At 37.2% G+C, this 17,274-nt stretch carries 20 protein-coding genes; 10 read left to right on the forward strand and 10 right to left on the reverse strand.

Features of this window, described 5'->3' with window-relative positions:
- Window positions 1-159 precede the first annotated feature (159 nt).
- Both ACH63V_RS05760 and ACH63V_RS05765 read left to right on the forward strand, forming a co-directional pair.
- Window positions 160-510 carry a hypothetical protein gene (locus ACH63V_RS05760; RefSeq protein ID WP_263613554.1) on the forward strand — a complete coding sequence of 117 codons (351 nt, stop codon included), beginning with the start codon at window positions 160-162 and terminating at the stop codon, window positions 508-510.
- A gap of 66 nt (window positions 511-576) precedes the next feature.
- Window positions 577-789, forward strand: a complete 213-nt coding sequence (locus tag ACH63V_RS05765) for a hypothetical protein (RefSeq protein ID WP_002050123.1) — start codon at window positions 577-579, stop codon at window positions 787-789.
- A 45-nt stretch (window positions 790-834) separates the two neighbouring features.
- Here the strand turns inward: ACH63V_RS05765 and bioB are convergent, their stop codons facing one another.
- Complete coding sequence (gene bioB / locus ACH63V_RS05770) at window positions 835-1,824, reverse strand: biotin synthase BioB (RefSeq protein WP_002049782.1); 990 nt, start codon at window positions 1,822-1,824, stop codon at window positions 835-837.
- Between the two features lie 87 nt (window positions 1,825-1,911).
- The gene (queG, locus tag ACH63V_RS05775; RefSeq protein ID WP_396462963.1) at window positions 1,912-3,012 is read right to left on the reverse strand and encodes a tRNA epoxyqueuosine(34) reductase QueG; all 1,101 of its coding nucleotides are present in this window, start codon (window positions 3,010-3,012) and stop codon (window positions 1,912-1,914) included.
- 26 nt (window positions 3,013-3,038) lie between these two features.
- Here queG and ACH63V_RS05780 point away from each other — a divergent pair, with 26 nt between their 5' ends.
- Window positions 3,039-4,499 (forward strand): NAD(P)H-hydrate dehydratase, encoded by a 1,461-nt coding sequence (locus tag ACH63V_RS05780; protein ID WP_396462964.1) that lies wholly within the window; start codon window positions 3,039-3,041, stop codon window positions 4,497-4,499.
- 4 nt (window positions 4,500-4,503) lie between these two features.
- Here the strand turns inward: ACH63V_RS05780 and ruvC are convergent, their stop codons facing one another.
- The gene (ruvC, locus tag ACH63V_RS05785) at window positions 4,504-5,049 is read right to left on the reverse strand and encodes a crossover junction endodeoxyribonuclease RuvC (RefSeq protein WP_002121356.1); all 546 of its coding nucleotides are present in this window, start codon (window positions 5,047-5,049) and stop codon (window positions 4,504-4,506) included.
- Between the two features lie 193 nt (window positions 5,050-5,242).
- On the opposite strand from ruvC, the gene ACH63V_RS05790 reads away from it, so the two are divergent.
- On the forward strand, window positions 5,243-5,836 hold the full coding sequence (locus tag ACH63V_RS05790; protein WP_396462965.1) for a helix-turn-helix domain-containing protein: 594 nt from the start codon (window positions 5,243-5,245) through the stop codon (window positions 5,834-5,836).
- On the forward strand, window positions 5,833-6,378 hold the full coding sequence (locus ACH63V_RS05795) for a GNAT family N-acetyltransferase (protein WP_396462966.1): 546 nt from the start codon (window positions 5,833-5,835) through the stop codon (window positions 6,376-6,378). Before ACH63V_RS05790 ends, ACH63V_RS05795 begins: the two co-directional genes overlap by 4 nt.
- A gap of 71 nt (window positions 6,379-6,449) precedes the next feature.
- On the opposite strand, the gene blaOXA is transcribed toward ACH63V_RS05795, so the two are convergent.
- Complete coding sequence (blaOXA, locus tag ACH63V_RS05800) at window positions 6,450-7,274, reverse strand: OXA-51 family carbapenem-hydrolyzing class D beta-lactamase (protein ID WP_396462967.1); 825 nt, start codon at window positions 7,272-7,274, stop codon at window positions 6,450-6,452.
- A gap of 391 nt (window positions 7,275-7,665) precedes the next feature.
- Here blaOXA and ACH63V_RS05805 point away from each other — a divergent pair, with 391 nt between their 5' ends.
- Window positions 7,666-8,226, forward strand: a complete 561-nt coding sequence (locus ACH63V_RS05805) for an FxsA family protein (protein ID WP_263613559.1) — start codon at window positions 7,666-7,668, stop codon at window positions 8,224-8,226.
- A 69-nt stretch (window positions 8,227-8,295) separates the two neighbouring features.
- Here the strand turns inward: ACH63V_RS05805 and ACH63V_RS05810 are convergent, their stop codons facing one another.
- A complete protein-coding gene (locus tag ACH63V_RS05810; RefSeq protein WP_396462968.1) occupies window positions 8,296-8,487 on the reverse strand; it encodes a hypothetical protein in 192 nt (63 codons plus the stop codon).
- A gap of 258 nt (window positions 8,488-8,745) precedes the next feature.
- On the opposite strand from ACH63V_RS05810, the gene ACH63V_RS05815 reads away from it, so the two are divergent.
- Complete coding sequence (locus ACH63V_RS05815; protein ID WP_263613561.1) at window positions 8,746-8,994, forward strand: hypothetical protein; 249 nt, start codon at window positions 8,746-8,748, stop codon at window positions 8,992-8,994.
- A gap of 121 nt (window positions 8,995-9,115) precedes the next feature.
- Here ACH63V_RS05815 and metK read toward each other — a convergent pair whose 3' ends face one another.
- Window positions 9,116-10,282, reverse strand: coding sequence for a methionine adenosyltransferase (metK, locus tag ACH63V_RS05820; protein WP_396462969.1), 1,167 nt, complete (start codon window positions 10,280-10,282; stop codon window positions 9,116-9,118).
- 525 nt (window positions 10,283-10,807) lie between these two features.
- On the opposite strand from metK, the gene tkt reads away from it, so the two are divergent.
- Window positions 10,808-12,796: a transketolase gene (gene tkt, locus ACH63V_RS05825; protein WP_396462970.1), complete on the forward strand. Its 1,989-nt coding sequence runs from the start codon at window positions 10,808-10,810 to the stop codon at window positions 12,794-12,796.
- A gap of 56 nt (window positions 12,797-12,852) precedes the next feature.
- Here the strand turns inward: tkt and ACH63V_RS05830 are convergent, their stop codons facing one another.
- Complete coding sequence (locus ACH63V_RS05830; RefSeq protein WP_396462971.1) at window positions 12,853-13,260, reverse strand: OsmC family protein; 408 nt, start codon at window positions 13,258-13,260, stop codon at window positions 12,853-12,855.
- 214 nt (window positions 13,261-13,474) lie between these two features.
- Here ACH63V_RS05830 and ACH63V_RS05835 point away from each other — a divergent pair, with 214 nt between their 5' ends.
- Window positions 13,475-14,065 (forward strand): YceI family protein, encoded by a 591-nt coding sequence (locus tag ACH63V_RS05835; RefSeq protein ID WP_087605545.1) that lies wholly within the window; start codon window positions 13,475-13,477, stop codon window positions 14,063-14,065.
- Window positions 14,066-14,112: 47 nt separating this feature from the next.
- On the opposite strand, the gene ACH63V_RS05840 is transcribed toward ACH63V_RS05835, so the two are convergent.
- Entirely contained in the window at window positions 14,113-14,703 is a 591-nt protein-coding gene (locus tag ACH63V_RS05840; RefSeq protein ID WP_396462972.1) for a lecithin retinol acyltransferase family protein, read from the reverse strand.
- 188 nt (window positions 14,704-14,891) lie between these two features.
- Here ACH63V_RS05840 and ACH63V_RS05845 point away from each other — a divergent pair, with 188 nt between their 5' ends.
- Window positions 14,892-15,638, forward strand: a complete 747-nt coding sequence (locus ACH63V_RS05845) for a phosphodiester glycosidase family protein (RefSeq protein ID WP_396462973.1) — start codon at window positions 14,892-14,894, stop codon at window positions 15,636-15,638.
- 35 nt (window positions 15,639-15,673) lie between these two features.
- Here ACH63V_RS05845 and ACH63V_RS05850 read toward each other — a convergent pair whose 3' ends face one another.
- Together ACH63V_RS05850 and trmA are read right to left on the reverse strand one after the other, a co-directional pair.
- The gene (locus ACH63V_RS05850) at window positions 15,674-15,904 is read right to left on the reverse strand and encodes a hypothetical protein (protein WP_002050077.1); all 231 of its coding nucleotides are present in this window, start codon (window positions 15,902-15,904) and stop codon (window positions 15,674-15,676) included.
- Window positions 15,905-16,152: 248 nt separating this feature from the next.
- Window positions 16,153-17,238, reverse strand: coding sequence for a tRNA (uridine(54)-C5)-methyltransferase TrmA (trmA, locus tag ACH63V_RS05855; RefSeq protein ID WP_396462974.1), 1,086 nt, complete (start codon window positions 17,236-17,238; stop codon window positions 16,153-16,155).
- Window positions 17,239-17,274 lie beyond the last annotated feature (36 nt).

Genomic DNA, 17,274 nt, shown 5'->3' on the forward strand with positions numbered 1-17,274 from the left:
AATTTATGTTTTCTTCTTTACTTAAGTGATTGTTTTTTTAATGATAAAATTGTTTTGTTTATATTGCTTAAAGATATTAATTTTTTTAAGAATTTTTTAAGGTTTAATTCCTAGTGTTTTAGTTGTAATTCAATAAAAGATCGTCTGGAGTTTGTTTCCATGAACAGCATGAAATACAGTTATAAACCAAATTATTTTTTCTTTGCTCATAAATTAGTCTTATTTTTAAAAGACTATTTACTTAAACATCCTACAGAACAGAATACAACGTTTAACTTACAGACAATTTATGATGTCTTTAGCCATGACTTGGCATCTAGTACAACGAATTTAGAAGGCATTTTAAATATTGTTGATGAGTATGTTCTAGAAACTGAAGAAGGGCTGTTACCACTGATTAGTAGACACTCGATCAACTTAAAAAGTCATGTACTTTCTTTAGAGTTTTCACCTAAGGCGTTAACTAGCTTGTTGTCAGGTCACTCATTGGTAAACCCTAAAGCTGCCTAAGGAAATTTCTTTTAAGCTCTGAATATCTCGGATAAAATTTACTTGGTTTTTTTATTAGAGTTATTCATGAGCAAAGACTATAAAGCTTTGACTTATATCGCGGATGAAAATATTTCAGATACCATTCTATGGCTTTTAAACCACCAAGATGTTTTTGAATCTTTTCAGTTTGATGTATTGAGCCAAGAATTATCGGTTACACATGCGGCAGGTAGGGATATTATTCGAGTTGGAACCTTTCTGAATGCTACTTATGGAATATTAGTCACTTCTGTATAAATGAAAAAGCCCTGAATGATCAGGGCTTTTCTATTCTTGATGCTGTTAAGCACTCATTGCATCTACTGATAGGTCAGAAACAGTTGGTTTTGGCTTTTCAGCAGTTAAACCAAGTTTGTTAAATAATGCTTGGTCTTTACCTTCACCTGCATTTGGAGTGGTAAGCAATTTATCGCCCGAGAACAGAGAGTTCGCACCTGCCATAAATGCTAAAGCTTGATCTGAATCACTTAAAGATTCACGACCTGCTGATAAACGGATATAGCTATGTGGCATAACAATACGTGCTACAGCAATTGTACGAATCCACTCAATGACATCTAGTTTTTCAACATCAGCTAGTGGTGTACCTTCAATTGGAACTAGCATGTTAATTGGCACAGATTCTGGATGAATAGGTAAGGTCGCTAGTTCATGTAATAGACCGATACGATCTTCACGGCTTTCACCTAAACCAACAATACCACCACTACATACTTTCATACCTGCTTGACGCACATAATCAAGTGTATTCAAACGATCATCAAAAGTACGAGTACTAATAATATGAGAATAGTACTCACGAGAAGTATCAAGGTTATGGTTGTAATAATCTAAACCAGCATCTTTTAGGCGTTCTGCTTGTGATTGGTTAAGCATACCTAAAGTCATACAGGTTTCCATACCTAATGCTTTAACTTCACGTACCATTTCTAAAACATACGGCATATCGCGTTCATGTGGGTTACGCCAAGCAGCGCCCATACAAAAACGAGAAGAACCTGAATCTTTTGCAGCTTTTGCTTCGCTAATTACTTTTTCTACAGCAATACGTTTTTCTGCTTCTAATTTTGAATCGTAATGTGCAGATTGAGAGCAATATTTGCAATCTTCAGGACATTTACCCGTTTTAATCGATAAAAGGGTACTGACCTGAATTGTATTGGCAGTGAAGTGCTCACGGTGTACTTGTTGAGCCTTAAAAACTAAATCCAAAAAAGGTTGTTCATATAGAGCTTGGATTTCTTCACGAGTCCAATCATTACGTAGAGTCATTGTCATATCCATGATGATGGCATTAATTCACTGTACATAATCATACAGAATTCGTATTAAAGCTATAGGGCAAAAAACATCATTTTTTTAATTTGATAGCTGAAGTTGATTAAGTTGCTGCTCAATTGCCCAATCAATATGCACATTAACGATTTCGTCATGTAAATTTTTGCCTTTGTGTAGTTGATCTACAATCTCTTTGGAGTACGGTGCATTACCTAAACCAATGGCGATATTGCGTTTAAATGATTGGTAACCTGTACGGCGTATTGGACTGCCTTCTGTATTGGCTAAAAAAGTGGCTTCGTCCCACTGCCAGATATCCAGCAGACTAATATTATCTAAACCATGTCTAGGATTAAAATCGGTAATAGAAGCTGTTTTTGCAAAGCTATTCCATGGGCAAATTAATTGACAGTCATCACAACCAAAAATTCGGTTACCAATGCCTGCACGTAATTCCTCAGCAATAATTCCCTTATATTCGATTGTTAGATAAGCAATACAGCGTCTAGCATCTAACATATAAGGTTCGACAATCGCCTGCGTTGGGCAAATATCGATACACGCGCTACAAGAACCACAGTGTGCTGTTGCAGGTTCGTCAAAAGGTAGGTCGAGTGATGTAAACAATTCACCTAAAACGAAAAAAGAACCCGACTTTTTATGAATGAGCAAAGTATGTTTACCCGTCCATCCCATCCCAGCACTTTCAGCCAGTGATTTTTCAAAAATAGGCGCCGAGTCAGCAAAAGGGCGTGACTCAAAATCTCCTACTTTTTCACGAATTCGTGTTGCTAAAGTTTTCAATCTACCACGCATCACCTTATGGTAATCACGACCACGTGCATAACGCGCGATAATGGCTGAGTTCGGTTCAAGCGGTACATATCGTGGCTTTGGCGATTCCACCAAATAATTCATACGTACGCAAATAATACTTTTTGTGCCCGGAACTAATAAGGTCGGATCAGCTCGTTTTTCTAGATTTTCTTCTAAATAGGTCATATCTGCATGATAACCACGTTCAAGATACTCTAAAAAACGTGGCATTTGCTCTTGAGCATCTGGTTTTGCGATGACACAATCAGCAAAACCCAAGTCTAATGCTTGAGCTTTGATCCATGCTTTTAATTCATGTGGATCAATTTGTTGCACTGCAATGCGTGATGTGTCGGAAGATGTCATAAACCAAAATGCAAGAGGATAATAATATGCAGGCGGTAGTTTACCATAGCGATGATATTCGAGCATGGGAGCAGCGCTGGTTTGCTGCGCAAAACTCATCATTAGGCTTAATGCAACAAGCAGCTTGGTTAATCACTCAACAGCTCATCGTACTTTTTGAAAATCATGCCACTAAGAAGATTGCCGTCTGGTGCGGACAGGGGAATAACGCAGGTGATGGTTATTTTATAGCGAGTTATTTGAAACAAGCTGGATTTCATGTAGAGATATTTGCGGCTGAGTTGGGTGACTCAACTGATTTACACCATGCTGTCGATTTTGCGAAGGAAAATGATGTTCAGATTCATCAAAGTTTTGAGGTGAGTAAAACCTTTGATTGCCATATTGACGCATTATTTGGGATTGGTTTAAACCGTCAGTTAAGTGATTATTGGCAAAATGCTATTCAACAATTTAATGAACAAGTTGGTCTAAAAATCTCGATTGATATACCCAGTGGTTTGCACGCAAATACAGGACGTGTCTTACCTTCAGCAATAAAAGCTGACCATACTTTTACTGTTTTAGGTCTTAAGGCAGGATTATTTACTGGGCAAGGTAAAGAGTACGCAGGGCAAGTTCATTTAGTTAATTTAATTCCGGTAGATCAAGAGCTAAAACCTTTAGCTTATTTGACACCTACAAGTATTAAACTTCCTAAACGTATGGCGTTTGGACATAAAGGAAGTTATGGACATGTCGTGGTGATTGGTGGGCATGAGCAAATGGGTGGCGCTGTCATTATGGCTGCTGAAGCTGCTTTTCATGCGGGGGCAGGTAAAGTGACTGTGATTTGTCATCGCAACCACCATCAGGCCATTTTGTCACGAGCTCCTAATATTATGCTCCGTGATATTAATGAGCTCGAAGAAAAGGACATCAAAGATATTTTGTCTCAAGTCAATGCAGTATGTTTTGGAATGGGATTAGGCCGCGATAACTGGGCACAGCAAATTTATCAGCAATGGTTTAATTTCCTAAATCACGCCTCGCATTTGGAAGTTGTATTAGATGCGGATGCATTATGGTTTCTGGCTAAACAGCCTGAGAAGTTAAATACTCATATTTATGCCACACCTCATCCAGGAGAAGCTGCTACGTTACTGGGTTCTTCTACAGCGGAAATTGAAAATGACCGAATTGCTGCAATTTATGCGTTGCAACAAAAATATATGGGTCAATGGGTGCTTAAAGGGGCTGGTAGCTTAATTTTAGAGAATAACTTGTACATTTGTACCCAAGGTAATGCTGGTATGGGAACTGGTGGAATGGGGGATGTATTAGCAGGTATGATCGCGAGCTTAAAAGCCCAGTTCCACAAAGGTATTGCATTACATGAGATAGTGACCCTGCATGCCCAAGCAGGTGATGAACTTGCAAAACACGGCATGCGTGGTTTGCAAGCTTATGAAATGAATCAGGCAATTACTCAGGTTGTAAATCAATAAAGCTTTAACGTCTACGGCTACTCGAGCGGCTTCGTCCACGTGCCATACCACCTAAAGCATTTAAGACCGAAAGTTTACTCATACTTCCCGATGCATGAGCATGGCAAATGGCAGCCGCAAGGGCATCGGCTGCATCGGATTGCGGTTTAATGGTCAGATTAAGTAATCGCATAACCATCATTTGTACTTGTTCTTTATCTGCGGCGCCGTAACCCACTACAGATTGTTTAATTTGACGGGCAGTATATTCTGCAACTTGTAAATCTAAATTAACTAATGCGGCGATGGCAGCACCACGGGCTTGTCCTAGTTTTAAGGCAGAGTCTGGGTTTTGTGCCATAAAAACTTGTTCAACCGCAGCTTCTGTTGGGCCATGAAATTTCACAATTCGCTCAACGCCAGCGAAAATACGCTTTAAGCGCTCTGGCATTTCTTGAGTTTCTGTTCGGATTGTACCGGCATCGACAAAACGCAGTTTACTACCATCTTTTTCAATGATTCCATAACCTGTTAAGCGTGAACCTGGGTCAATTCCAATAATCAATGCCATATGAAGACTTGTATAAATAGTTTAGAGAGTATTGTTACATAGCCAAAACGGTTCTGCATGCGTAATTTAAAGAATGCTGTGATGAATGGTTATTTTTCGGTTTTTATCGTACCAAATTATATTTTTAAAATCATTTGATGTAATTCTATTTTAGTGGAATACTTATCTATAATTGTGGAATAGAGTCTGATGAATGGACGATATCAATATACGAATTGCACATCGTATACGAGAGTTACGTTTAGCACGTGGGTATACTTTAGACGTACTTGCAGCCCGATGCCAAGTCAGTCGTTCGGCAATTTCTTTAATTGAAAGAGGGGAAGCGAGTCCAACAGCAGTCGTGCTTGAAAAACTAGCCAATGGACTTGAAGTGCCTTTAACTCAAATTTTCACGAATGAAGCAACTAGTCCATCTCCTCAACCATTTATTCACCGAAATGAACAAGCTGAGTGGCGAGATCCGGAAACTGGGTATGTTCGCCGTACCGTATCACCACCGAATTTAAAACTACCATTTCAAATTGTTGAAATTGAATTTCCGCCTCATTCTCGAATTACATATGAAATGAGTGAAAGCTCTAAAGTGGTACAACAGCAACTTTGGGTAGTTGAAGGGCAAATTGATATTCAATTAGGTGAAAATTCTTATGCATTAGGTCAAGGGGATTGCTTGGCTATGCAATTAGATCAACCTGTTATATACAGCAATAATTCATCACAAGTCGCTCGCTATATTTTAGTCGTCTCTAATCAACTTGTGTCTGCTCTTAAGGAATCTTCATGAACTATTCCCTCGAATCTAATTTTCGTTTAATTGATTGTAATGAAGCAGAACATGCGGCAGCTATATTAGAGATTCTCAATGAGGCAATTATTAATTCTACTGCTCTATATGACTATGTACCGCGTTCGCTTGCTTCAATGCAAACCTGGTTTTCTATAAAAAGAGAAAATGATTTCCCTATCATTGGGGTTATAAATGAATCGGGTAAATTATTAGGATTTGCCAGTTGGGGAACTTTCAGGGCTTTTCCAGCTTATAAGTATACAGTTGAGCATAGTATCTATATTCATCATGAACATCGTGGCTGTGGTTTGAGTAAAGTTTTAATGCAAGCGTTAATTCAGCGAGCTCAAGAAGCCCAGCTTCATGTACTCATTGGTTGTATTGATGCGACAAATCAAGCCAGTATAGGCCTCCATGAAAAAATGGGATTCACACATGCTGGTACTTTTAAACAGGTAGGTTTTAAGTTTGGACAATGGTTAGATGCTGCTTTTTATCAGTTAATTTTAAATACACCATTTGAACCTGTTGATGGGTAAATTATCAAATTTTTTGTTAGACAATGGCCCAGTTCAATATAGGAAAAACTGAACTGGGGCATAGTGTAATTTTATAAAATACCTAATTGTTCTAAGCTTTTATAAGTAATCTCTTTTCGAACAGAGCTAGGTATTCCTTTTTTCATTTCTAAATTGAGAGAGAATGCTACAATATTCCCTTTAGGTTGGACCACCCAGCCAGTTAACCAACCCACTTGTGGGTCTACATCCCATCCCCAACCACTTTTTGCGTATATTTTATTTCCATTTTTTTCTTCTATGAAAAGCATGGATTGAACTTGTTCTTGTACATTTTGACTAAATGGAAGGGTTTTGTTAGCTAATCTATAGGCAAATTGTGCTTCTTGTTGAGGCGTAATTTTTAAAGGGCCGACAAGCCAAAAATTATCGACTTGGGTGCCAATATTAGTATTACCATAATCTACACGTTTTACCTCAGCAGACATGAGCTCAAGTCCAATACGACGAGCTAAATCTTGATAAACTGGAATAGCAGAAGCCTTCATAGCATCGCCTAGCGTCATATCCTTTTCCCATTCAGGAAAGAGTCGCTTTTTTCCATCCCATTTGAATATTTCTGTTGTGGTTACCTTATGGTGCTCAAGGCCGATTAAAGCATTAAGCATTTTAAAGGTTGAAGCCGGTACATACTCTGTTGAAGCTCGAGTAAGATCATTACCATAGCTTTGTTGTGTTTGACCTTGTTGAATAACTAAAACACCAGTTGTATGTGCTTCTTCAAAGATGTCTTTAATTTTCTGCGCTTTTTCATCTGCTTTTAAAGCACTATTGTTTGGATTTGCTGTGACTATATAAGGTGAGCAGGCAGAAATAAGAAGAGTGCTTGTTACCAATAAGATAGCTTTAATATTCATGCGATTTATAAAATTAAATTTAAAGTTTAGCTAATTAATGTAACTTGAGTGGATCAAATATTAGATATCAAAAATGTAAGTTAGATTTTAGAAAAATGTCGATAATAGATAAAAAAACGGCTAATTTTTGAAAAAAATGCAATCTTGTAGAAAAAACACTTGATAAAGTCGTTATAGCACTCATTAATAATAAAGTATGGCTATTTTATTAATTTAGAATCAGTCTTATTGATAGTATTGCAGAATGTTGGTTTAGCGGTGATTTGAAGTTACAAGAAAACATTGTCTAAGCTTTACAGCCTTTTTAATCCTATTTCCAACTGAAAATGGTTTACGGTTTAGATGGTGACACCTGCAATGAATTTTCTTTTTGAGATAGATAAAGTTTTACATGAATTTACTTCTTATTGTGGTTCTGGGCGCGATTGTTGAAATTGCCGTATGGATTGGCGTAGCACAGTTCATCAGTGGATGGTATGTGTTTTTCTGGTTCATTATTGCTTTCTTTATTGGTCTAACGCTTATTCGTAAAAGTACGGCTGGTATTATGCCGCAATTACAACAAATGCAGATGACTGGGCAATTAGGCAGTGATCCAGCTGTGACTAAAAAACTAGCATATGCTTTTGCAGGTTTTTTATTGATGGTGCCTGGATTGGTATCGGATGTTTTAGCGCTCTTAATTCTAATTCCGGGCGTACAAACTGCGTTCCGTAATATCGCAATGAGAACACTTGCAAAGCGTCAGCAAGCCATGATGGAAAAAATGATGGGAGGCATGGGTGGTGCTGGCGCTGGTCAAAATCCATTTGCTGATTTAATGCGTCAAATGCAGGACATGCAAGGTCAACAAGGTGGCGGTCAATACCGTGGCGATTCAAGCATTATTGATGGTGAAGCACGAGAAGTCACCCCAGACCACAAGAAAATTGAACATAAAAATAAGGATTAATTAATTCCTTATATAAAAGATAAAAGGCCTAAATCTTAAATGTTTAGGCCTTTTTTAATGTTATATGCGTTATTCATCTGAAGTTTTAGGAGTATCCATGTCAGCTGGAGCTGCTACAGTTTGATTTTCTTCTGACTTGGTTTGAGGTTGATACTTGTTTGAAGGCAGACTTGCTTGCTTGTTTTCAGACTGTTGATATTTTTGGCTTCTATTGGCTCTTTCACGAAAGCCACCTTTATTAATGAGCTGTGTGTGTGACATAGATTGGCCTAGAAAATAAACTATTCATGTATTTTAACAAATTCAGCAAAATATCAAAATAAGAAAAATAGTACAGAAAAAATAATATTTAATTTATCTCTTTGTATAATTTAAATTTTTTAAAAATGAACGCATTGTTCATTCAGATTGAATTCTCTTTTCATTTCACATAGGATAAATATAAAGGATGTATAAATTAAAAATTGTAGCAAACCTATTAAAACAACAACGGTTGAAGTGAGGGAAGGAGGGTTACCTATGCTATATCAATATCATTGTGCATGTTGTGACAAAGTCGTGGCATCAACAGATAAATCATGTCCGTATTGTGGTTCACACCATATTCGAAGCCCGTATGGGTTATGGATGTTTTGTGTGATGGCTTGTCTAGCTGTAGTCGTTGTATTCAAAGTTGTCCATGTTTATATCCAGAATCATCAAGATACGCCTACGCAATCGACTTTGTTGGATGTACTAAATGAAGGTGATAAAACTACGAAACAGTAGTAGTGCTTAATTTGCTACATACTTATTCAATAATGTGTGTTGGTTAGCTTATTGCTTAGTTTTAACAACATATAAAAATAATAAAAAAGCCCGCATTAAGCGGGCTTTTAATATATGGGACTTAGAGGCCCGCAGCATCTTTAAGTACTTCAACTTTGTCAGTTTTTTCCCACGTAAATGCAGAATCTGAACCTTCACGACCAAAGTGACCATAAGCAGCTGTTTGCTTATACATTGGTTGAATTAAGTTAAGCATACGAGTAATACCAAATGGACGTAAATCAAAATGTTCACGTACTAATTGAATAATTAACTCATCAGAAACTTTTGCAGTACCGAAAGTATTGATTGAAATAGAGGTCGGTTCTGCAACACCAATTGCATAACTCACCTGAATTTCGCATTTGTCAGCAAGACCAGCCGCAACAATATTTTTAGCAACATAACGACCAGCATATGCAGCTGAACGGTCTACTTTAGATGGATCTTTACCAGAGAATGCACCGCCGCCGTGACGAGCCATACCACCGTAAGTATCAACGATGATTTTACGACCTGTTAAACCACAGTCACCTACTGGACCACCGATAACAAACATACCAGTCGGGTTAATGTGGAATTTAGTAGCAGCATGGAACATTTCAGCAGGAATGATCGGTTTGATAATTTCTTCAATTACAGCTTCTTTAAGCTGAGCTTGACTAATTTCAGGATCATGTTGAGTAGAAAGTACTACAGCATCTAAACGGACAGGTTTGCCATTTTCATAAGCAAAAGTTACCTGACTTTTTGCATCTGGACGTAACCATGGTAATGCACCTGAACGACGAAGTTCAGCTTGACGCTCCATTAAACGGTGAGCGTAAGAAATAGGAGCTGGCATAAGCACGTCAGTTTCACGACTTGCGTAACCAAACATTAAACCTTGGTCACCGGCACCTTGATCTTCAGGTTTTTGGCGATCTACACCTTGTGCAATTTCTGGTGATTGTTTACCAATCATGTTGATGACTGCACAAGTTGAACCATCAAATCCTAGATCTGAATGGTGATAGCCGATACCGTTAACAGTTTGGCGAACAACAGCTTCTACATCAATATTCGCAGTAGTTGTGATTTCACCTGCAAGTACAACAGCGCCTGTTTTTACCAGTGTTTCACAAGCAACACGTGCGTATGGGTCTTCTTTTAAGATTGCATCCAAAATAGCGTCGCTAATTTGGTCGGCCATTTTATCGGGATGACCTTCGCTTACAGATTCCGAGGTAAAAACAGCGTACTCGCGCATGAAAGTCCTATCTTGGTTATTTCAAAAAGACATAATATGTTACATCGACTTGAGCTTGAGGACCAGTTCATACTGACTAAAAAGCATGAATTTATTTCATTTCTACTATGTTTTAATTGATAAGTGTATCAGTGAAATTGATATAGTCATCTGATAATTAATTATTTTTATAAAAGACGACGCTCATAACGCATAAATTTTAAGCATTTGATTTTGCGAAAAATTAATCAACAAAATTTAAACTGTGAAGTGAAATAGTACAAATAAGAAAGATAAATTCATCTTTATATGCTTTTTATAAACATCAAATGCCTACAACAGTTCATTAAAGAATAGCGATAAAACGCATTGTTTCATGCAACTTAAGAATCTAAATGTTTTTTGAGTAACCAAGAAATGGTTAAAAATAAAGAAATATACAGTGTTGGGGTTTACCCCTAGACGTTTTTTTAAGACAATATAGCGGCATTGAATGGTTATTCATCTTCTTCTTTTCATCAATCTATTAAAATTGGATTCTGATCTATGACGACCCCTTTAAACGAACGTCGTATTGCAAACGCAATTCGTGTATTGGCAATGGATGCTGTGCAACAGGCAAACTCAGGGCATCCAGGTGCTCCAATGGGGATGGCAGATATTGCTGATGTCGTCTGGCGCGAGTTTTTAAATCACAACCCAACTAATCCACAATGGGCAAACCGTGACCGTTTTGTTTTGTCAAATGGCCATGGCTCAATGTTGCAATATGCTTTGCTTCATTTAACAGGTTATGATCTTTCAATTGAAGATTTAAAACAATTCCGTCAATTGCACTCAAAAACTCCTGGTCACCCTGAATATGGTTATGCACCAGGCATTGAAACAACGACTGGTCCTTTAGGTCAAGGTATTGCAAATGCTGTTGGTTTTGCGTTGGCAGAAAAGACTTTAGCTGCTCAGTTCAATAAAGATGACTTAAAAGTAGTTGATCACTTCACTTATTGTTTCTTGGGTGATGGCTGTCTAATGGAAGGTATTTCTCACGAAGTATGTTCATTGGCAGGTACTTTACAGCTTGGTAAATTGATTGCTTATTATGATGACAACGGCATTTCAATTGATGGTGAAGTAGAAGGTTGGTTCAGTGATGACACTGAAGAGCGTTTCAAAGCTTATGGTTGGCAAGTTCTTCGTGTAGATGGCCATGATGCTGATGCTATTCGTCAAGCAACAGTTGAAGCTAAAGCAGAAACTCAAAAACCAACGATCATTATTTGTAAAACAATTATTGGTTTAGGTTCTCCAAACAAACAAGGCAAAGAAGACTGTCACGGTGCGCCATTAGGTAAAGATGAAATTACCTTGACTCGTGAAGCTTTAGGCTGGACTGAAGAAGCATTTGTTATTCCTGCTGATGTATATGCTGCATGGGATGCTAAAGCAAAAGGTAACGAAGCTGAAGCAGCTTGGAATGAAGTATTCACTCAATACCAAGCAAAATATCCAACAGAAGCAGCTGAGTTACTTCGTCGTATTAGCGGTGATTTACCAGCAGAGTTTTCAGCTCAAGCAGACGCATTTATTCGTGAGACAAATGCTAAAGCTGAGACTGTAGCAACTCGTAAAGCAAGCCAAAACACATTACAAGCATTTGGTCCTTTATTACCTGAATTATTAGGTGGTTCTGCGGACTTAGCTGGTTCTAACTTAACACTTTGGAAAGGTTGCCAAGGTGTTCAAGAAAACCCAGCTGGTAACTACGTGTACTATGGTGTACGTGAGTTCGGTATGACTGCAATCGCTAACGGTGTTGCATTACATGGCGGCTTCATTCCTTACGTTGCAACATTCTTAATGTTTATGGAATATGCACGTAACGCAGTGCGCATGTCTGCATTGATGAAACAACGTGTAATTCATGTTTATACACATGACTCAATTGGTTTAGGCGAAGATGGTCCAACACACCAACCGATTGAACAAATTGCTTCTTTACGTGGTACACCAAACTTAAACACTTGGCGTCCTGCTGATACTGTAGAAACAGCAATTGCATGGAAATCTGCTTTAGAGCGTAAAGACGGTCCTACAGCACTTATTTTCTCTCGTCAAAACTTGCCTTTCCAAACGCGTACTGAAGAACAAATTCAGAATGCAGCAAAAGGTGGTTATGTTCTTGCTCAAGAGAAAGGTGAGTTGAAGGCAATTATTATTGCTACTGGTTCTGAAGTTTCTTTAGCAATGGAAGCTTATGCTCAACTTGAAGGTGTTCGTGTTGTTTCTATGCCATGTGCAGAAGAGTTCATGAAACAAGATGCGGCATATCGTGAAGCTGTATTACCAGCTCATATCCGTGCACGTGTAGCTGTAGAAGCTGCTCATGTTGACTACTGGTGGAAGTTTGTTGGCCTTGATGGCAAAGTAATTGGTATGTCAACTTATGGTGAGTCAGCACCAGCGAAAGACTTGTTCCAATTCTTTGGTATTACAACTGAAGCTGTAGTAGCTGCGGTAAAAGAATTAACTGCTTAATGATTTAACTAAGCAGAAGAAAAAGCGTCCTAAGTAGGGCGCTTTTTTTATAAATCTTAAATATTAAGCTCAGTTTGAATCGAAATATTCGAAGTCAATAACTTATGAATCGGGCAGCTTTCAGCAACTTTTAAAAGACGTTTATGTTGATCTTCAGTAAATTCGCCTTTTAGCGTAATTTTACGTTCAATATTATTTTGACCTGCTTCAGGATCACCATTTGGATTTAAGGCTAAATCGACTTGTACATGCTCAAGCTTAATCCCTTTGTGACTTGCATACATTTCTAAAGTAATGGTGGTACAAGCACCTAAAGCTGATAGTAAAAGCTGAACTGGATTTGGAGCTGTATCTTGTCCACCTTTAGCAGTTGGTTCATCTCCAAACCATTGATGACCAGATGGATCGGTAAGTGTTACTCGGTAAGGAGTAGAAGTGCTTTGTGCTTGAACAGTGTTAACCATGTTTTACCTTGTTATTTATCAATAAAATCGAAGTAAAAACCAATAAATCTGAAGGTTTCGAATAGAAAAATATCTATACTTTATAATATGGGTTTTGAATAACAACTGTAACGCTTTTATTGTTGCATGGATGAAACATATCGTTTTATAAAGAATAGTGAATTTAATTACTTGATGTATACACTAACGACTATATCAATAAAGGATACGAAAAATGCATCTTAAGACATTAAGCTTCGGTTTGGCAGTGGCATTAGCTAGTACAGTTACATTAGCTGCACCAGTGGACTATAAAATTGATCCAACGCATACGGCGACTGTTTTCTCATGGAATCACTTTGGTTTTTCAACACCAAGCGCTAACTTCTCGGACATCCAAGGTGTAATTAAAGTTGATAATGCTAAACCAGCAAATTCTTCTGTAAATGTGACAATTCCTTTAAGCAGCGTAAATACAAACGTACCTGCTTTAGATAAAGAATTCCAACAAGAAGCTTGGTTTAATGCAGCTAAATACCCAAATATCACTTTCAAAAGTACGAAAGTAGAAACTAAAGACAAAAAGCACTTCAAAATTACTGGTGACTTAACTGTTAAAGGTGTGACTAAGCCAGTTGTACTTGACGCTGTTTTAAACAAACAGGGTGAACACCCAATGGCAAAAGTTCCAGCGATTGGTTTCAACGCGACAACTTCATTCAATCGTTCTGAATTCGGTCTAGGCAGCTATGTACCGAATGTAGGTGATAAGATCACTGTAAACATTACGACTGAAGCAACAGCAGCTAGTGCAGCTAAAAAATAAGTTGTAAGTTTTCTAAAAAAAGTCCTCAATGATGAGGACTTTTTTAATTAGATTGGTTCTTTTTTATCTGGTTCTATAAAAACTAAAGGTGGAGAAGGATCTACATTTCTTTTTTCGGCTTTTTCTCTTAAAAATTGATAAGTTGGTACTTTCATTTTTGCCTGATCACGCAATTTCTTTTTAATATAAAGAACAAGAGCAAAGCAGGTAGTTGCAACGGTCAACATCATGCCATTCATATAACTCATGATTGAACTTACATAGCCTATTGTAGTTAGACGATGCATCATACGTTCAACTTGGGTACTGCTTTCTATACCCGTAATTGCCCAACTACATAAATGTTCGCAATTATTAATGATCAAATGATAATGGTTTTCGTGCATGCGTGAGCGCATACGTCGTACAACAACTTTTCCTTTGTAACGTGGAGCATCATAAGAACGTACATGAATTTTTTTGCCATGGGAAAAAGCATCTATTGATGTGATTTCAATGGGACGTTTTTTGATGAAATGTGCTAGGCCCGAATAATGAATAACTCGACCTCTCCCAGCGTAGATACCATGATGGCTATACCCGAGATGTTTTACAATAAGATGAGCCCCTAAAGGGTAGCGTTTATTTGTTTGTTGCATATTCACGCTGATCCAATAAAGTTTTGATCACTTTTATTAAAAGCTGTTCACTATTATAACGAATATAGTTGTGTTCTAGTGTATTGATTAGGTGGAATAGGCGACTTTCGGGTATACATCACATAAAAGCATTTTTACTTAATAAAGTGTTCTTATGAACAGAAAATGACATATGAGGTTTGTCATTAATGAAAATATTAATACTGTGTATTATGAACCTTATAGTCTTTGTGCAATCTGCTTTAGCAGTAGAGTATCGACAAATTGAAAATGCTGCAGATGATCAATTTGAAGTCATTGAAATTTCTAATTTAAATCAACTACGCCTGTTTTTGAAGAATCCACAAAATAATCAATATTATAAAAGCTTCGACAATATTCAGCACCAACTCAAATCATGTGAACAGCTCACTTTTGCAATGAATGCAGGAATGTTTCATTCCGACTTTTCTCCGGTAGGGTTGTATATTGAACAAGGGAACGTTATTCAAGCATTAAATGAGGATAGCGGGTGGGGAAACTTCTTTTTGCCGCCTAATGGGGTTTTAGCATGGAATAAAAGACAAGCTGTTATATGGACAACTGAACAATATAAAGCAAAGGCTTTTCAACCGGATTATGCGACTCAATCTGGTCCTATGTTAGTAATGAATGGCAAAATAAATCCCTTATTTCTAGCAAATAGCGATTCAAAGAAAATACGTAATGGAGTAGGTATAAAAAATAATAAGCTGTATTTTGTGATATCTAAAAATAGAGTGAATTTTTATAATTTCGCTGAATTTTTCCAAAAGAATTTAAAAGTAGAACAAGCTCTTTATCTTGATGGTTCTATCTCTAGTCTCTATTTGCAAAAGAATAACCGTAATGATAGAAAATTTTATATGGGACCTATTATTGGTTTAGTCAGTCATGCAAATTGTGCAGCCAAATAAAATGTAAAAAAGCCAGTACAGGACTGGCTTTATAATTAATGAATAGATGGTTTTTGAATGAGTTCATTTAACTCTTTTCGGCTATACCCACGGGAAATAAGAACTTTTTTTATTCCCATAATGACATCTTCATCTGTTGCTTGTGCGAGCGCACTTAGAAGTTGTTCATTAGTTTTACATGAGCAGTCATTTTCAACACAAGCAGTTTGATTCTTATGCTCGTTATGCTGTTGATCTGCTAAGAACAGCTTTTGCCAAAAACTCATAGAGCCTTCATATACAACCTAACATAGATCGAAATATAGCCAATTTAAATTAAAATACAAGCCTCTATAAGTGATAAATCCACCAGTTGAACTAGAGAATTTTCGATAGTAATAGTTGAGTTAAACGAAATTATGACGAATAGATGACTTGATATTTTTTTAAAATTTAAATACTTAATTAAAAAATGTTGAAAAATAAGGAGATATTTAATCTCCTTATAAAATAGTGTTACATTGAAAAATTTTGTTTAAATCTTCTCAAGTAATACACCTGACTCAACATGATGCGTATAAGGGAACTGATCGAATAAAGCAAACTTAGTCACTCGATGAGTTTTTGTCAGCGTTTTCAAATTTTCATATAAAGTGTCAGGATTACATGAAATGTAGATGATACGCTCAAAACCTTGTAAAAGTTTTAAAGTTTCATCATCAATTCCTGCACGCGGAGGGTCTACAAATACGGTATCAAAGTCGTAGCTCTGAATATCAATATTTGCTTCTTGCAGACGACGGAACTCACGCTCACCCTGATAGGCTTGAGTAAACTCTTCAGCTGATAGGCGAGCTACTTGAATATTATCGATCTGGTTTTGTTCAATATTCCATTGAGCCGCATAAACTGATGATTTAGCAAGTTCGGTAGCAAGTACGCGTTCGAATTTTAGTGATAATGGAAGGGTAAAGTTACCGTTACCACAATAAAGTTCTAGTAAGTGTTTTTTAGAACCCTCAGCTGCATCACATGCCCATTGCAGCATTTTTTTGCAAACTTGAGCATTCGGCTGGGTAAAACTGCTTTCAATTTGTTTGTATTTGAATGTACGGTTTAAAAGATCAAACTCTTCTACAACAAAGTCATCGCCAATCACAATTTTTTGGCCACGGCTACGGCCCATAATTTTAATATTTAGTTTTTCAGCAAGTGCTTTAGCTGCTTGTTCCCATTCCTGATTAAGTTTACGATGATAAATCAGGGTAACTAGCATTTCTCCACTAAGTGTTGCGAGAAAATCAACTTCAAATAAACGCTGTGAAAGTAAAGGTTCTGCTTTGAGCTCTGCTAAAAGGCGAGGCATTAAATCATTAATGCTTTTGTCTGCAATAGGAAACTCGTCTATGCGAACAACTGTTTTTTGCTTGTCTTCATCGTTACGTTCAAACATGGCATAAAACATATCATTTTCTGTATGCCAGATCCGAAACTCAGCACGCATACGGAAATGTTGTTCAGGTGATTCAAACACTTCTAATGTAGGCGGTGTAAATTCAGAAAATTGAGTAGTAATGCGATCAATTTTAGCTTGAAGTTGTTGACGATAAGAAGAGGTCATAGACAAAGAAAATTTAAACAGAATCAAATAGTGAAT

The organism is Acinetobacter sp. ABJ-A23_2 (assembly GCF_044538765.1).
Taxonomy (GTDB): Bacteria; Pseudomonadota; Gammaproteobacteria; order Pseudomonadales; family Moraxellaceae; genus Acinetobacter; species Acinetobacter nosocomialis_A.

Coding starts and splice junctions, on each gene's coding strand:
- ACH63V_RS05780 (WP_396462964.1), top strand. CDS start 3,039: ATGCAGGCGGTAGTTTACCATAGCGATGATATTCGAGCATGGGAGCAG.
- ruvC (WP_002121356.1), bottom strand. CDS start 5,049: ATGGCATTGATTATTGGAATTGACCCAGGTTCACGCTTAACAGGTTAT.
- ACH63V_RS05810 (WP_396462968.1), bottom strand. CDS start 8,487: ATGTCACACACACAGCTCATTAATAAAGGTGGCTTTCGTGAAAGAGCC.
- metK (WP_396462969.1), bottom strand. CDS start 10,282: ATGCGCGAGTACGCTGTTTTTACCTCGGAATCTGTAAGCGAAGGTCAT.
- ACH63V_RS05845 (WP_396462973.1), top strand. CDS start 14,892: ATGAAAATATTAATACTGTGTATTATGAACCTTATAGTCTTTGTGCAA.
- ACH63V_RS05815 (WP_263613561.1), top strand. CDS start 8,746: ATGCTATATCAATATCATTGTGCATGTTGTGACAAAGTCGTGGCATCA.
- ACH63V_RS05805 (WP_263613559.1), top strand. CDS start 7,666: ATGAATTTACTTCTTATTGTGGTTCTGGGCGCGATTGTTGAAATTGCC.
- ACH63V_RS05765 (WP_002050123.1), top strand. CDS start 577: ATGAGCAAAGACTATAAAGCTTTGACTTATATCGCGGATGAAAATATT.
- ACH63V_RS05760 (WP_263613554.1), top strand. CDS start 160: ATGAACAGCATGAAATACAGTTATAAACCAAATTATTTTTTCTTTGCT.
- tkt (WP_396462970.1), top strand. CDS start 10,808: ATGACGACCCCTTTAAACGAACGTCGTATTGCAAACGCAATTCGTGTA.
- trmA (WP_396462974.1), bottom strand. CDS start 17,238: ATGACCTCTTCTTATCGTCAACAACTTCAAGCTAAAATTGATCGCATT.
- ACH63V_RS05850 (WP_002050077.1), bottom strand. CDS start 15,904: ATGAGTTTTTGGCAAAAGCTGTTCTTAGCAGATCAACAGCATAACGAG.
- ACH63V_RS05795 (WP_396462966.1), top strand. CDS start 5,833: ATGAACTATTCCCTCGAATCTAATTTTCGTTTAATTGATTGTAATGAA.
- bioB (WP_002049782.1), bottom strand. CDS start 1,824: ATGACTCTACGTAATGATTGGACTCGTGAAGAAATCCAAGCTCTATAT.
- ACH63V_RS05790 (WP_396462965.1), top strand. CDS start 5,243: ATGGACGATATCAATATACGAATTGCACATCGTATACGAGAGTTACGT.
- ACH63V_RS05835 (WP_087605545.1), top strand. CDS start 13,475: ATGCATCTTAAGACATTAAGCTTCGGTTTGGCAGTGGCATTAGCTAGT.
- blaOXA (WP_396462967.1), bottom strand. CDS start 7,274: ATGAATATTAAAGCTATCTTATTGGTAACAAGCACTCTTCTTATTTCT.
- ACH63V_RS05840 (WP_396462972.1), bottom strand. CDS start 14,703: ATGCAACAAACAAATAAACGCTACCCTTTAGGGGCTCATCTTATTGTA.
- queG (WP_396462963.1), bottom strand. CDS start 3,012: ATGACATCTTCCGACACATCACGCATTGCAGTGCAACAAATTGATCCA.
- ACH63V_RS05830 (WP_396462971.1), bottom strand. CDS start 13,260: ATGGTTAACACTGTTCAAGCACAAAGCACTTCTACTCCTTACCGAGTA.